We start from the raw sequence: 13,623 nt of genomic DNA, 5'->3' as shown, positions 1-13,623 counted from the left end.
TGTTCTATCTGCTCCTTTTCTTTTTTTTTGAGATATGATCGCGGCGCATCATGGGTTGCTATAGCGCCCACCAGGGTTACATCCGATATGTAACCGAATGTAAATTTCGTTACGCTACACTGTCGCGAATTGTCTGTCGCGGCCACGCGTTGCGGGCACATCACAAGGCCAGAGATTCGCATGCGTTCCCTCGTCTTCGCGCCGTCGATGCGCACCCGGTTTGCTGTGCCAGAGGCATCCTGAGCGGGAGAGTCATGGATACGTCGACTGTCGTACCGATCACTGCGCATGTCCCGCCTTTGATGGCCCGCGAAGAAAGCGGCGCCGAGCGTGAGATCGCGAGTCTGCGCGCCCGCGTGCGCGAACTGTCCGCTGAACTGATCCACGCCCAGGAAGCCGCTTGCCAACGCGTGGCGCGCGAACTGCACGACAGCGTCGGCGCCGAACTGACCGCGACGCGTTTTGCGCTCGCCGGCATCGAAACCTGGCTGCCCGCCGATGCGCCGCCGCAGTGCGTCGCCGCGCTCAAGGTAGCCGGCCGCTCGCTCGACACGGTCTGTGAGGCCGCTCATCAGGCAGTTGCTGAGCTTCATGCGCCCGCGCTCGACGCGGGCATCGTCAATGCACTTTCGCAATGGGCCGGCGACTTCGCCGTGCGCACCCAGCTGCGCACCAGCTTCGTCTGCGCTGCCGACGTGCGGCTCACGCGCTTGCCGGCGGACGCCGCGCTGGCGATTTTCCGGGTCGCCCAGGAAGCCTTGAACAATATTGCCAAGCACGCGCGGGCCAGCGCTGCGGATGTCCGCATCGAAGCCAGCCGTCGCCATCTGACGCTCGTCGTCAGCGACGACGGCGTCGGCCTCGCGCCGCGCGCCCGTACGCGCCAGGGCCATTTCGGCCTTGCCGGCATGCGCGCCCGTTGTGCGGCGTTCGACGGCAGCGTGCAGATCAGCACCCGCCGCAGCGAGCGCGCCACGCAAGCGCGCGGCACCACGGTGCACGCGCGTTTCGCATGGAATGCCATGCTCGCCGACGCGGCGTGCATCGAACGCCGTGCGGCCGGCGCCGCCGCGCTTTCTTCGTGAGCGCGCCAACATGAGCCTGCGTATCCTGCTCGTGGACGACCATGCCGTCGTCCGTCAAGGCGTGCGTCAACTATTGATGGACCGCGGCGTCGCGAGCGATGTGGCTGAGGCCGAAACCGGCGCGGAGGCCCTCATTGCCGCGGCAAAGCATGTGTACGACGTGATCCTGCTCGACATCTCGCTGCCGGACATGAACGGCGTCGAAGTGCTCAAGCGCATCAAACGCAAGGCGCCCCGCGCGGCGGTACTGATGTTCTCGATGTATCGCGAGGACCAGTATGCGGTCCGCGCGCTGAAGGCTGGAGCGGCCGGGTATCTGTCGAAAACGGTCGACGCCGCGCAGATGATCGGCGCAATCCAGCAGGTGGCGGCCGGCCGCAAGTATGTCAGCCCGGCAATGGCCGAGGCGCTCGCCGACTACGTTTCGTTCGACGGCGAGCAGTTGCCGCACGAAAAGCTTTCCGACCGCGAATACCAGACGCTGTGCATGCTCGCCTCGGGCAAGCGGCTGACGGACATTGCGAACACACTGTCGCTGTCGGTCAAGACGGTGAGCGTGTACCGCACGCGCCTGCTCGAGAAGATGAAGCTGCGCAACAACGCCGAACTCACCTTCTATGTAATGAGCAACCGGCTCGTCGATCTCAATCCGGCCATGGCCGGATAAAGCGGCATAAGCGCACCGCAAAGGACATAAGACACGCTTGAGGTACGGCGCAAGGCCGTGCCTGCCATCCCGAAAATGCATCGGGGTGCGCATCCGCTAAAATCGCGGGTTTCCCGACATTCGGCGCGCAAGACGCGTGCACTACCGGAGAACCCACGCCAATGTCCCTGTTTCGCAAGAAAAGCGTCGAGCACATGCTCGCCGCCAGCAGCAAAAGCGGCGGCCTGAAGAAAACCCTCGGCGCGCTTGACCTCACTTTCCTCGGTGTCGGCGCGATCATCGGCACCGGCATTTTCGTGCTGACCGGCACCGGCGCCGTGCAGGCCGGCCCGGCCCTGATGCTGTCGTTCATCATCGCGGCCATCGCCTGCGGCTTCGCGGCGCTCGCCTATGCCGAGTTCGCGTCGACCATTCCGGTCGCCGGTTCGATCTATACCTATTCGTATGCCACGCTGGGCGAACTGGCCGCGTGGATCATCGGCTGGGACCTGATGCTCGAATACGGGCTGGCCACCTCGGCGGTGTCCGTGGGCTGGTCGGGTTATCTGCAGTCGCTGCTGTCGGGCTTCGGCATTGCGCTGCCGGTTGCACTGTCGGCCGCGCCGGGCGCGCTGCCCGGTCACGCCACCTTCTTCAATCTGCCCGCCTTTCTGGTGATGATGGCTATCACCGCGCTGCTGTCGGTTGGCATCCGCGAATCCGCGCGCATCAACAACATCATGGTGGCGATCAAGGTGACCGTGGTCTTGCTGGTGATCGGCGTCGGCGTGTTCCATGTCACGCCCGCCAACTGGCATCCGTTCATGCCGAACGGCTGGAACGGCGTGTTCGGTGCGGCGGCGGTCATGTTCTTTGCGTTTATCGGCTTCGACTCGGTGTCGTCGGCGGCTGAAGAAGTGAAGAATCCGAAACGCGACCTGCCGGTGGGCATCATCGCCTCGCTCGGCGTGTGTGCCGTGCTGTACGTCGCGGTCGCAGCGGTCGTCACGGGCATCATGCCGTCGGCGCAGTTCGCCAATATCTCGCACCCGGTGTCGTATGCCTTGCAGGTGGCCGGTGAAAAATGGGTGGCCGGCTTTATCGATCTGGGCGCCGTGCTCGGCATGCTGACCGTGATTCTGGTGATGGCCTACGGCCAGACCCGCGTGATCTTCGCGATGTCGCGCGACGGGCTTCTGCCGGCCAGGCTGTCGCGCCTGCATCCGCGTTTTGCGACGCCGTTCTTCACCACTTGGCTCGTCGGCATTTTCTTCGGCTTGATCGGCGCTCTCGTGCCGCTCAACGTGCTCGCGGAGCTGATCAATATCGGCACGCTGGCGGCGTTTTCGATGGTGTCGATCGCCGTGCTGGTCCTGCGCAAGACGCATCCACAACTGCCGCGTGCGTTCCGTTGCCCGGGTGTGCCGGTGGTGCCGATCCTTGCGGTGGCGTCGTGCCTGTTCCTGATGGTGAACCTGAAATTCGTCACCTGGGTCGCCTTCGTGATCTGGCTGTTGATCGGCATGACGATCTATTTCGGTTACTCACGCCGGCACTCGAAGCTCGCGCACGGGACGCAAGACCACTAGCCTCTCTCCCCCCCCCCCCGCAGCAGCGAACGCAAGCCTCTGGCGTTCACCCTTCTGAAAACGGCACGCCTGCTCACGCGGCGTGCCGTTTTTTATGCTTTGCCGCCCTTGCACACGCCGCATGCCAGCCGCCGGACGATTTCCCCCGATAGCACGCCCGTCCGATTTGTGCTTTACTTTTCGCTGGAACCATAAAAAGCACAAACCGAAGCGAGCCCTCGTAGCAGGCAGGCGGAAGGTAGTGAATTTGGGCCCGCGCCGGTCTCGATCCCCCTCGCAACCATGTTGCATGAGACCAGAGCAAGCACTACGGCGCTAGCTCTGATCGACAAAGGAGACAGTTCATGGCGATCAGCATCAGTCTGACGGTGAACGGCACAGCCGTTACCGCCGAAATCGAACCTCACACCCTGCTTGTCCAGTTCCTGCGCGATCAACTCCGGCTCACCGGCACGCACATCGGCTGCGATACGGCCCAGTGCGGCGCGTGCACGGTTCATCTGAACGGACGTGCGATCAAATCGTGCAATATCCTCGCCGTGCAGGCTGAAGGCGCTGAGATCACGACCATCGAAGGACTGGCCAACGACGGCGAGCTGCATCCCATGCAGGCCGCTTTCCGCGCCTGCCACGGCTTGCAGTGCGGTTTCTGTACGCCGGGCATGGTGATGAGTGCGACCTCGCTGGTCCAATGTCAACCCGATCTCACCGAAGCGGATGTACGCGCCCAGCTCGACGGCAACCTGTGCCGCTGTACGGGCTATCACAACATCGTCAAGGCCGTGCTCGAAGGGGCCGCCGGCATGAAGTCCGGCGCTGCCAGTCTGGCGACCGACAAAGTCACCGCCTAAGGAGCCGACGATGAACGCACCCGACCCGCATCCGCTGATTGGCGCCTCCGTCCAGCGCAAGGAAGACTACCGGTTCCTGACCGGCAACGGACAGTACACCGACGATGTCGTGCTGCCCCAGCAAACCTACGCCGTGTTCCTGCGCTCGCCGCATGCGCACGCGCGGATCAAAAGCATCGATACGGCCGCGGCGAAACAATCGCCAGGCGTCGTGGCGGTGTTCACCGGCGCGGATATGGCCGCCGACAACGTGGGCGGCCTGCCCTGCGGCTGGCTGATCCACAGCGTCGACGGCACTCCGATGCACGAACCGCCCCATCCGGTGATTGCGCATACCAAGGCACGCCACGTCGGCGACCAGGTGGCGATAGTGATCGCCGATTCGGTGAAGGCGGCGAAAGACGCGGCCGAGCTGATCGAAGTGGACTACGACGTCCTGCCCGCCGCGGTGGATACCGCTCACGCGGCTGACCCAGGTCAGCCGGCCGTGCACGACGAAGTGCCCGACAACGTCTGCTACAACTGGGGCCACGGCGACAAGGCTGCCACCGACGCGGCCTTCGCGAAAGCCGCTCACGTGACGACGCTCGATATCGTCAACAACCGCCTGATCCCGAACGCCATCGAACCGCGTGCGGTGAACGCCAGCTGGTCGCCGCAGGACGACAGCTACACGGTGTATGTGGCCAACCAGAATCCGCACGTCGAGCGGCTGCTGATGGCCGCGTTCGTGCTGTCGCTACCCGAATCGAAATTGCGCGTGATTGCGCCGGATGTCGGCGGCGGCTTCGGCTCGAAGATCTTTCTGTATGCCGAAGATGTCGCGCTCACGTGGGCGTCGAAGAAAATCCGCCGGCCGGTGAAGTGGACGGCCGAACGTTCGGAGGCCTTCATATCCGATGCGCACGGCCGCGACCACGTGACGAAAGCCGAACTGGCGATGGACGCCGACGGCAAATTCCTCGCCATGCGCGTGCACACCATTGCGAACATGGGTGCGTACCTGTCGACGTTCGCCTCGAGCGTGCCGACCATCCTGTACGCGACGCTGCTCGCCGGCCAGTACGCCACGCCCGCGATCTACGCCGAAGTGAAGGCGGTCTTCACCAACACGGTTCCCGTCGATGCCTACCGCGGTGCCGGACGTCCAGAAGCCACGTATGTGGTGGAGCGGCTGGTCGAAACCGCAGCGCGCGAGATGAATCTCGATCCAGCGGAAATACGCCGTCGCAACTTCATTCGCTCGTTCCCATATGCGACGCCCGTGGGCCTCACCTACGACACCGGCGATTACGAAACCTGCCTCGCCCGCGCGCTGGAACTCGCTGACGTGAAGGGTTTCGCAGCCCGCAAGCAGGCCTCGGAGCAAAACGGCAAGCGGCGTGGACTCGGCTACTCGTGCTACATCGAAGCCTGCGGACTTGCACCGTCGAACATCGCGGGCGCGTTGGGCGCGCGGGCCGGGTTGTTCGAAGCGGGCGAAGTGCGTGTGCATCCGACCGGCTCGGTGACAGTGTTCACCGGCTCGCATAGCCACGGTCAAGGGCATGAGACGACGTTTGCCCAGGTCGTGGCGGACCGGCTCGGTATTCCATTGAACAACGTCGAAATCGTGCACGGCGACACCGGCCGTATTCCATTCGGCATGGGCACGTACGGCTCTCGCTCGATTGCGGTGGGCGGCTCCGCGATCATGAAAGCGCTCGACAAGATCGAATCGAAAGCGAAAAAGATCGCGGCGCATCTGCTGGAAGCGGCGGCAGAAGACATCGAGTTCAAGGACGGCATATTCCGCGTCGCCGGCACGGACCGCACCAAGGCCTTTGCCGATATCTCGCTCGCCGCGTATGTGCCGCACAACTATCCGCTCGACAAGCTCGAACCGGGCCTCGACGAAAGCGCGTTCTACGATCCGACCAATTTCACCTATCCGGCTGGTGCTTATATCTGCGAAGTGGAGGTGGATCCGGATACCGGCGAGTGCCGCATCCAGCAGTTCACTGCGGTCGACGACTTCGGCAATGTGATCAATCCGATGATCGTGGAGGGACAGGTGCATGGTGGCCTGGGCCAGGGGATCGGCCAGGCAATGCTCGAACGCTGCGTGTATGACAACGAGAGCGGCCAGTTGCTGACGGGTTCATATATGGACTATGCAATGCCGCGCGCCTCCGACTTGCCGAACTTCACGGTCGAAACGGCCAAGGGCACGCCGTGCACGCACAATCCGCTCGGCGTGAAGGGCTGTGGCGAAGCAGGAGCCATCGGCTCGCCGCCGGCGGTGATCAACGCGATCATCGATGCGCTCGCGCCGCTCGGCGTGACGGATCTGCAAATGCCCGCGACGCCGCATCGCGTGTGGGCCGCCATCCACGCTGCGCAACAACCCTGACCGGAGCAAGCCGACATGTACACATTCGACTACCAACGTGCGGCCGATCCGAAAGCGGCGGTCGCAGCGCTCGCCGGTGACAGCGACGCCAAATTTCTCGCCGGCGGCCAGAGTCTGCTGCCCACGATGCGTCTGCGCCTCGCACAGCCCCCCAGACTGATCGACATCACGCGTATCGCCGCCCTCAAGGAGATTCGCGTCGACGCCAACACGGTGACCGTAGGCGCTGCCGTCTGCCACGCGGATGTCGCAGAACACGCCGAGATCCAGCGCGTATTGCCGGGGCTCGCCAGCCTCGCCAGCCATATCGGCGACCGTCAGGTGCGCGCGCTAGGGACGATTGGCGGTTCCCTCGCGAACAACGATCCGGCTGCGTGCTATCCGGCCGCGACGCTCGCGTTGGGCGCGACAATCGTCACTGACCGGCGCCGCATCACAGCTGACGACTTCTTTGTCGGCATGTACGAGACCGCGCTCGCGCCCGACGAACTGATCACCGCGATCGAGTTTCCCGTAGCCGAGCGCAGCGCCTATGAGAAATTCCGCAATCCCGCTTCACACTTTGCGCTGGTCGGTGTGTTCGTCGCAAAACGCGCAGATGGCGTGCGGGTGGCAGTGACGGGCGCGGCGGCGTCGGTGTTTCGCGCGGCGGAGCTGGAAAGCGCGCTCACGGCGGACTTCACGCCAGCGGTGGCGCGAGCGGCGACGGTCTCCGCGGATGAGCTGAACACCGACATGCACGCGAGCGCCGAGTATCGGGCGCATCTGATTCCGGTGCTGACGGCGCGCGCGGTGGCGACAGCGAACGGTTAGTGCGAGGGCGTACGCCCTCAGGAGAATCATGCAGCCCGCTTCAATCGACGACACCCTCGCCCAGCTCGCCGCCCAAAGCTATTTCGCGAACCGCGAACTGGCGACCGCGCTGTTCCTTGCGTTGCGCATGGAGCGGCCGTTGTTTGTCGAAGGCGAGCCGGGGGTCGGCAAAACCGAACTGGCCAAGGCCGCCGCTGGTCTGCTCGGTACGTCGATGTTGCGGCTGCAATGCTACGAGGGGCTCGATACGGCCAGCGCGCTCTACGAGTGGGACTATCCGCGTCAGATCATGGCGCTGCGGCTCGCCGAAGCCGCTGACGAGCGCCCCGGTAACGACACGCTATATCGCAGCGAATTCCTGCTCAAGCGTCCGTTGTTGCAGGCGCTGATGCCCGACGAACAGCACCCCGGTGCGCGCCGGGTGCTGCTGATCGACGAGATCGACCGCGCCGACGAACCGTTCGAAGCGTTCCTGCTCGAACTGCTGTCGGACTTTCAGGTGTCGATTCCGGAATACGGCACGGTGCGCGCGGAGCAGCCGCCGCTCGTCGTGATGACCTCGAACCGCACGCGCGAAGTGCACGACGCGTTGAAGCGCCGCTGCCTGTATCAATGGATCGGCTATCCGGAGCGCGATCGCGAACTGGCGATCGTCGCCGCGCGCGCGCCGCAGACCAGCGCGGAACTGCAAAAGCGCGCGGTCGACTTCGTGCATCAGTTGCGCGGCATGGACCTGTTCAAGGCCCCGGGGATTGCGGAAACAATCGACTGGTGCCGCGCGCTGGCCGCATTAAGCGTCACAGAACTCGATCCGCAATCCGTGCAGGACACGCTCGGCGTGTTGCTCAAGTATCAGGACGATCTGGCACGGATCGACGCGGCACAGATAGCGAAGTGTCTGGCAGTGCCGGGGTAATGGCAATGAACAGGAATCCTGATAATGGACCGCCGCCCACGCTCGCGCACAACGTCGTCCATTTCGTGCGCGTATTGCGCGGCGCGGGGCTGCCGATGTCTCCCGCGCAAGCGGTCGACGCCATCGCCGCCTTGCAGTGGATCGATCTCGAGCGCCGCGATGACGTGCGCGCCGCGCTCGCCGCCCTGCTCGTCTCCGCGCCCGACGAACGCGAAACCTTCAACGCCGCCTTCAATCTGTTCTGGCGCGATCCCGACTGGGAAGGCAAGGTGCGCGCGCTGCTATTGCCCAAAGTGCGCGACGGCCTGCCGCCTCCCAAGCGCAACAACCGCCTCGCCGATGCGCTCGCCGCACGTCCGCCCGGCTCGCGTAACACGCACGCCAAATCCGAAACCGAGCAGCGCGAACTGCACGCTCATGTCACCTTCAGCGCTGAGGAGCGTCTGCGCCACCGCGACTTCGATACCCTCAGCGCCGACGAATGGCGCACGCTGCGCCATGTGATTCGCGCCCATCGTCTGCCGCTCGCCACCGAACCGACTCGTCGCCTCAAGGCTGCCTCGCGCGGCACCCGTGCGGACCTGCGCGCCAGCGCACGCCACGCGGTACGCTCGGGTGGCGACTGGACGGTGTGGAAATACCGCGCGGTCGTCGAGCGCAAACCGCCGCTCGTGCTGCTGCTGGACATCTCCGGATCGATGAGTGCGTACTCGCGCGCGGTGCTGTATTTTTGTCACGCGTTGTTGCAATCGCGCGAGCGGCTTCAGGTGTTCCTGTTCGGTACACGCCTCACCAACGCGACGCGTGCGCTGCGCGAGCGCGATCCCGACGTGGCGATCGCGACAATTGCCGATCAGGTCGTGGACTGGTCGGGCGGCACGCGCATCGGCGCCGCGCTCGCCGAATTTAACCGGCGCTGGGCACGCCGCGTGCTGACCGGCAGGGCAACTGTGCTGCTCGTCACCGACGGTCTCGACCACGAGGCCATCGACATGCTCGACACGGAGATGGCCCGTCTGCACCGCTTCGCCCACCGCATCGTCTGGCTCAACCCGTTACTTCGATACAGCGGCTTCTCTGCGAAAGCTCGCGGCGTACAGGCGATCCTTCCGCATGTCGATGCGCACCGTCCGGTTCATAATCTCGATAGTCTGGCTGCATTTGGTCGCGATCTGGCGCAGCTGACGCGCACGCCCCGCGCGACTAAGGCGGCCGGCACCCAGGCAGGAGTCAGGCAATGGAATTGACCGAAAGCTATACGCTACCCATCTCGCAGCAACGCACGTGGGAAGCGCTGAACGACACCGCCGTCCTGCGCGCGTCGATTCCCGGTTGCGAGAGCATCGAGGCAGACGGCGAGAATGCGTTTGCGCTCTCGATGAGCGCGTCGGTCGGTCCCGTGAAGGCTCGCTTCAAAGGGCGTATGCTGCTGACCGATATCGACGCGCCGCAGACGTATACCATCGTCTTCGAGGGTCAGGGCGGCGTGGCGGGCTTCGGCAAAGGCAGCGCGCGCGTCGTGCTCGAATCCGAAGGCGCCGAGGCGACGAAGCTGACGTACACCGCGAGCGCGCAGGTCGGCGGCAAGCTGGCGCAAATCGGCTCACGGCTCGTCGACGGTGCCGCGCGCAAGCTGGCCGGCGAATTTTTCAAGCGGTTCATCGCGCAGGTGAGCGGCGACGGCGACGCCGCAGCCGAAACTGCAGCGGCCGCAGACACAGCATCAAACGACGACGCCGATGCAGCATCCGGCGACGATCAGACGAAAAGGAAGAAATCATGGACAGCGTGGATCTCGAAGTCCTGAAGTCCAGTGCACGCTGGCTCGAACAGGGACATCGCGCGCTACTGGTGACGGTGGTGAAAACGTGGGGCTCTTCGCCCCGTCCCGAAGGCGCCATGCTCGCCGTGCGCGACGATGGCCTCGTGGTGGGATCGGTGTCGGGCGGCTGCATTGAGGACGACCTGATCGAACGCGTGCGGCAACGCGGCATCGAACAGAATGTGCCTGAGGCGGTCAAGTACGGCATCTCGGCGGAGGAAGCGCATCGCTTCGGACTGCCTTGCGGCGGCACGATCCAGTTGGTGCTTGAGCCGCTCAGCAAGGCAAGCCTGATCGCTGAATTGTGCGACTCGGTGGAAAATGGCCGGCTGCTCGCGCGACGCCTCGATATGGCAACCGGCGCGGTACAACTCGGACCCGCGCAGGCCACAGATGGCGTCGACTTCGACGGCGAGCGCCTGTTGACGATCCACGGGCCACGCTACCGGATGCTGGTGATCGGCGCGGGGCAATTGTCGCGCTATCTCTGCCACATCGCGGTGGGGCTCGACTATCAGGTGACCGTCTGCGATCCGCGCGAAGAGTACACCGACGAATGGGATATACCCGGCACGAAGATCGTCCGCACAATGCCAGACGACACAGTGCTCGAGATGAAGCTCGACGAACGTTGCGCTGTTATTGCGCTGACGCACGATCCGAAGCTCGATGACCTCGCGCTCATGGAGGCCTTGAAAACACCCGCGTTCTACGTCGGCGCACTGGGCTCGCGGCGCAACAACGCGGCCCGCCGCGAACGGCTCAAGGAGTTCGATCTGAACGATACGGAACTGGCCCGGTTGCACGGGCCGGTGGGCATCTATATCGGCAGCCGGACGCCGCCCGAAATCGCCGTATCGATTCTCGCCGAAGTGACGGCTGCCAAGAATGGCGTTTCGCTGCCCACGCTGCTGCAGGTTGAAGGCGCGAAGGCCGCACGGGAAGTCGCTGCGAGCGGCGGAACGGCTTGCAGCGTGTAGTCGTTCGCAATCCTCTTCAACGTTAGCCATTCGGCTGACTGGTATCCCACCCGCAAATCCATAGCATGGCCTCATGCACGGCTCGTCCGTGGCCGGACGAAACGTTCGTCGCGCAAGTCGTTGCGACGCCGCTTTCGGCCGCCGCGTTCCGTGCACATAAATTGACAATTATTCCTTTGACGGAATATTCCATGGAGGCTATATTTATGGCGTGGGACGTTGAATACACCGACATGTTCGGTGCGTGGTGGGACGGTTTGACAGAGAAAGAGCAAGGTTCAGTCGACAATGCAATTGGATTGCTTGAAAACGTAGGACCCCATTTGCCTTACCCACACAGCAGCCAGGTCAAGGGCTCGAAATACAGCCGCATGCGCGAATTGAGAATCCAGCATGCAGGCAGGCCCTTCCGCGTGCTGTACATCTTCGACCCACTGCGCACCGGCATTCTTTTACTCGGTGGCGACAAGACCGGCAAGGATCGCTGGTACGCAATAAATATCCCGCGTGCTGATGCCCTATACGGCGCGCATCTGGCGCGACTTGATCAAGAAGGAGTCAATGATGGCGAGAAAGTATGCAGAACTGCGCGCGCAACTGTCACCGGAAGTGCGTGCCCGATCGGAGCAGGCAACCAAAGATCTGATCGCGGAAATGGCGCTCTCCGAATTGCGTCGTGCGATGGGTTTTTCGCAGGAAGGTCTGGCAACCGTGATGAACGTGAAGCAACCGAGCGTCGCAAAGCTCGAGCAGCGAACGGACATGTACGTCTCCACGCTGCGTGATCATATCCATGCGTTGGGCGGTGAACTGGTTTTGATCGCTCGCTTTGCCGATCGCGATGTGAAGATCAGTTCGGTGGGCGGACCGTCTACGTCGAAAGACGCAGCGGCCTGAACCGCCGCGGTCCGCACGGGCCGACGGGCGGCTATACCGGCCAGAGCGGCCCCTCCTGCATCGCGCCAAGCTGCTCACGCATCTCGAGAATACGGTCTTCCCAGTAGCGCTGCGTGTTGAACCATGGAAAGGCCGCAGGAAACGCGGGATCGTCCCAGCGGCGTGCCAGCCATGCCTGGTAGTGAATCAGCCGCAGCGTGCGCAACGCTTCGATCAGATACAGCTCACGCGGCTCGAACTCGCAAAAGTCTTCGTATCCCGCCAGCAGATCGGTGAGCGCGCGCGACGCTTCCGCACGCTCGCCCGGCAGCAACAGCCACAGATCCTGTACCGCCGGCCCCATGCGGCTGTCGTCGAAGTCGACAAAGTGTGGACCGGCATCGGTCCACAGCACATTGCTCGGATGGCAGTCGCCATGCATACGCAAAGCGCGGATTTCGCCCGCTCGCTCGAATGCCTGTTCCACGCCTTCGAGCGCCAGGTTGATCACTGTCTCCCACGCCGTGCGCACATCGTCGGGAACGAAGCGTTGCGACAGCAGGAAATCGCGCGGCTCATAGCCGAAGGTCTGAATGTCGAGCGTAGGTCGTGCGGTGTAGTCCTGCGTCTGTCCCACGGCGTGGATGCGGCCGATAAAGCGGCCCAGCCATTCGAGCGTATCGCGCCGGTCGAGATCCGGGGCGCGACCGCCTCGCCGCTCGAAGATCGAAAAGCGAAAGCCGTCGAACGTGTGCAGCGTGCGGCCTTCGAAGATGCGCGCCGGCACCGCCGGAATCTCGCGCTCCACCAGTTCGGCCACAAACGCATGCTCTTCGAGAATCGCTTCGTCGGTCCAGCGCTCGGGCCGGTAGAACTTCGCGACAACGGGCGGACCGTCCTCGACGCCGATCTGATAGACGCGGTTCTCGTAGCTGTTGAGCGGCAGCATGCGGCCATCGGTGCGCACGCCAACCGTGCTCAGCACGCTGTCGATAGCGTCGAGCACACACTCCGGCTTGAGCCGGGCGAAAGGCACGGTGCCGGAGGCATCGTCCTGCGAATCGTGAGGTTCGTAGTTCATGCCCGCATTGTGCGCCGCGCCGTCGTCAAAGACGAGCGTTGCAGCGACACGCGCGGGCTACAACCGGCGTTCAGTGCATCTGCGCACTGGCTGGGCGCACGAGTTCGCCTGTATCGATTAGGTCTTCGAGGAAAAAGGGTTCTGTATTGAGTTGCAGCGAAGTGCCGGGTTCGCCGGCATACCACGCCACCATCGCCATGTCGCCCAGAATGCGCATGACGATTCCGCGCGCGCCCTGCGGCACTGCGATATGCACGGATCGGACGATAGAACCGACTTGCATGATATTTCCCCGTTCTCACGTAGCCGGCTATATGAGGATCGTGCCGGTCGAGGTGATGATAAAAAGCGCCGCTTCGCCGAACACGTTGCGCACGCACCTAAGTTTCTCCGCGTCGCACGCGGTGGTGGTGAAGCTCATTGTTGCCGTTTTGCGGGTGAGGGAAAAGCGGAAACTCGCGGTACATGACCCTTCATTTCAGCGCTTTCCTCTCATCGACTCCAGCAAAACGCCAAGTCGATGGCCTCACTGTACCGCATCATCACGGGTCATCATAAACCTTGCGGCACTG

Annotated in this window: 13 protein-coding genes and 1 pseudogene; 12 read left to right on the top strand and 2 right to left on the bottom strand. The window is 63.6% G+C overall.

Features of this window, described 5'->3' with window-relative positions; translation table 11 throughout:
* Positions 1–254 precede the first annotated feature (254 nt).
* From P3T17_RS11630 to P3T17_RS11575, 12 genes and pseudogenes are all read left to right on the top strand, one after another.
* Positions 255–1,085 carry a sensor histidine kinase gene (locus tag P3T17_RS11630; protein WP_429406772.1) on the top strand — a complete coding sequence of 277 codons (831 nt, stop codon included), beginning with the start codon at positions 255–257 and terminating at the stop codon, positions 1,083–1,085.
* A gap of 10 nt (positions 1,086–1,095) precedes the next feature.
* Entirely contained in the window at positions 1,096–1,752 is a 657-nt protein-coding gene (gene rqpR / locus P3T17_RS11625) for a response regulator transcription factor RqpR (RefSeq protein WP_074265903.1), read from the top strand.
* Positions 1,753–1,913: 161 nt separating this feature from the next.
* A complete protein-coding gene (locus tag P3T17_RS11620; RefSeq protein ID WP_429406770.1) occupies positions 1,914–3,320 on the top strand; it encodes an amino acid permease in 1,407 nt (468 codons plus the stop codon).
* A gap of 344 nt (positions 3,321–3,664) precedes the next feature.
* Positions 3,665–4,171, top strand: coding sequence for a (2Fe-2S)-binding protein (locus P3T17_RS11615; RefSeq protein ID WP_429406768.1), 507 nt, complete (start codon positions 3,665–3,667; stop codon positions 4,169–4,171).
* A gap of 10 nt (positions 4,172–4,181) precedes the next feature.
* Positions 4,182–6,563 (top strand): xanthine dehydrogenase family protein molybdopterin-binding subunit, encoded by a 2,382-nt coding sequence (locus P3T17_RS11610; RefSeq protein WP_429406766.1) that lies wholly within the window; start codon positions 4,182–4,184, stop codon positions 6,561–6,563.
* Positions 6,564–6,578: 15 nt separating this feature from the next.
* Positions 6,579–7,376: an FAD binding domain-containing protein gene (locus tag P3T17_RS11605; protein ID WP_429406765.1), complete on the top strand. Its 798-nt coding sequence runs from the start codon at positions 6,579–6,581 to the stop codon at positions 7,374–7,376.
* Between the two features lie 28 nt (positions 7,377–7,404).
* The gene (locus P3T17_RS11600; protein ID WP_429406763.1) at positions 7,405–8,292 is read left to right on the top strand and encodes an AAA family ATPase; all 888 of its coding nucleotides are present in this window, start codon (positions 7,405–7,407) and stop codon (positions 8,290–8,292) included.
* A 5-nt stretch (positions 8,293–8,297) separates the two neighbouring features.
* On the top strand, positions 8,298–9,539 hold the full coding sequence (locus P3T17_RS11595; RefSeq protein WP_429406761.1) for a vWA domain-containing protein: 1,242 nt from the start codon (positions 8,298–8,300) through the stop codon (positions 9,537–9,539).
* Positions 9,530–10,099 (top strand): CoxG family protein, encoded by a 570-nt coding sequence (locus P3T17_RS11590; protein ID WP_429406759.1) that lies wholly within the window; start codon positions 9,530–9,532, stop codon positions 10,097–10,099. Before P3T17_RS11595 ends, P3T17_RS11590 begins: the two co-directional genes overlap by 10 nt.
* Positions 10,072–11,094 carry an XdhC family protein gene (locus tag P3T17_RS11585; protein ID WP_429406757.1) on the top strand — a complete coding sequence of 341 codons (1,023 nt, stop codon included), beginning with the start codon at positions 10,072–10,074 and terminating at the stop codon, positions 11,092–11,094. Before P3T17_RS11590 ends, P3T17_RS11585 begins: the two co-directional genes overlap by 28 nt.
* A 65-nt stretch (positions 11,095–11,159) precedes the next feature.
* Positions 11,160–11,606 (top strand): annotated as a pseudogene (locus tag P3T17_RS11580) (type II toxin-antitoxin system RelE/ParE family toxin); the annotation flags it as partial.
* A gap of 49 nt (positions 11,607–11,655) precedes the next feature.
* Positions 11,656–11,991, top strand: coding sequence for a helix-turn-helix domain-containing protein (locus P3T17_RS11575; protein WP_367946949.1), 336 nt, complete (start codon positions 11,656–11,658; stop codon positions 11,989–11,991).
* A gap of 31 nt (positions 11,992–12,022) precedes the next feature.
* Here the strand turns inward: P3T17_RS11575 and P3T17_RS11570 are convergent, their stop codons facing one another.
* Together P3T17_RS11570 and P3T17_RS11565 are read right to left on the bottom strand one after the other, a co-directional pair.
* A complete protein-coding gene (locus P3T17_RS11570) occupies positions 12,023–13,051 on the bottom strand; it encodes a serine/threonine protein kinase (protein WP_429406755.1) in 1,029 nt (342 codons plus the stop codon).
* A 70-nt stretch (positions 13,052–13,121) separates the two neighbouring features.
* Positions 13,122–13,334, bottom strand: coding sequence for a hypothetical protein (locus tag P3T17_RS11565; protein ID WP_074263085.1), 213 nt, complete (start codon positions 13,332–13,334; stop codon positions 13,122–13,124).
* Positions 13,335–13,623: the final 289 nt, after the last annotated feature.

Source organism: Paraburkholderia sp. GAS82 (assembly GCF_050436285.1).
GTDB classification, from domain to species: Bacteria; Pseudomonadota; Gammaproteobacteria; order Burkholderiales; family Burkholderiaceae; genus Paraburkholderia; species Paraburkholderia phenazinium_B.
This window is presented reverse-complemented; position numbering and strand designations above follow the sequence as displayed.

Bases quoted from the DNA above. Each gene is read 5' to 3' on its own strand.
- P3T17_RS11630 (WP_429406772.1), top strand. From the start codon at position 255: ATGGATACGTCGACTGTCGTACCGATCACTGCGCATGTCCCGCCTTTG.
- rqpR (WP_074265903.1), top strand. From the start codon at position 1,096: ATGAGCCTGCGTATCCTGCTCGTGGACGACCATGCCGTCGTCCGTCAA.
- P3T17_RS11620 (WP_429406770.1), top strand. From the start codon at position 1,914: ATGTCCCTGTTTCGCAAGAAAAGCGTCGAGCACATGCTCGCCGCCAGC.
- P3T17_RS11615 (WP_429406768.1), top strand. From the start codon at position 3,665: ATGGCGATCAGCATCAGTCTGACGGTGAACGGCACAGCCGTTACCGCC.
- P3T17_RS11610 (WP_429406766.1), top strand. From the start codon at position 4,182: ATGAACGCACCCGACCCGCATCCGCTGATTGGCGCCTCCGTCCAGCGC.
- P3T17_RS11605 (WP_429406765.1), top strand. From the start codon at position 6,579: ATGTACACATTCGACTACCAACGTGCGGCCGATCCGAAAGCGGCGGTC.
- P3T17_RS11600 (WP_429406763.1), top strand. From the start codon at position 7,405: ATGCAGCCCGCTTCAATCGACGACACCCTCGCCCAGCTCGCCGCCCAA.
- P3T17_RS11595 (WP_429406761.1), top strand. From the start codon at position 8,298: ATGAACAGGAATCCTGATAATGGACCGCCGCCCACGCTCGCGCACAAC.
- P3T17_RS11590 (WP_429406759.1), top strand. From the start codon at position 9,530: ATGGAATTGACCGAAAGCTATACGCTACCCATCTCGCAGCAACGCACG.
- P3T17_RS11585 (WP_429406757.1), top strand. From the start codon at position 10,072: ATGGACAGCGTGGATCTCGAAGTCCTGAAGTCCAGTGCACGCTGGCTC.
- P3T17_RS11575 (WP_367946949.1), top strand. From the start codon at position 11,656: ATGATGGCGAGAAAGTATGCAGAACTGCGCGCGCAACTGTCACCGGAA.
- P3T17_RS11570 (WP_429406755.1), bottom strand. From the start codon at position 13,051: ATGAACTACGAACCTCACGATTCGCAGGACGATGCCTCCGGCACCGTG.
- P3T17_RS11565 (WP_074263085.1), bottom strand. From the start codon at position 13,334: ATGCAAGTCGGTTCTATCGTCCGATCCGTGCATATCGCAGTGCCGCAG.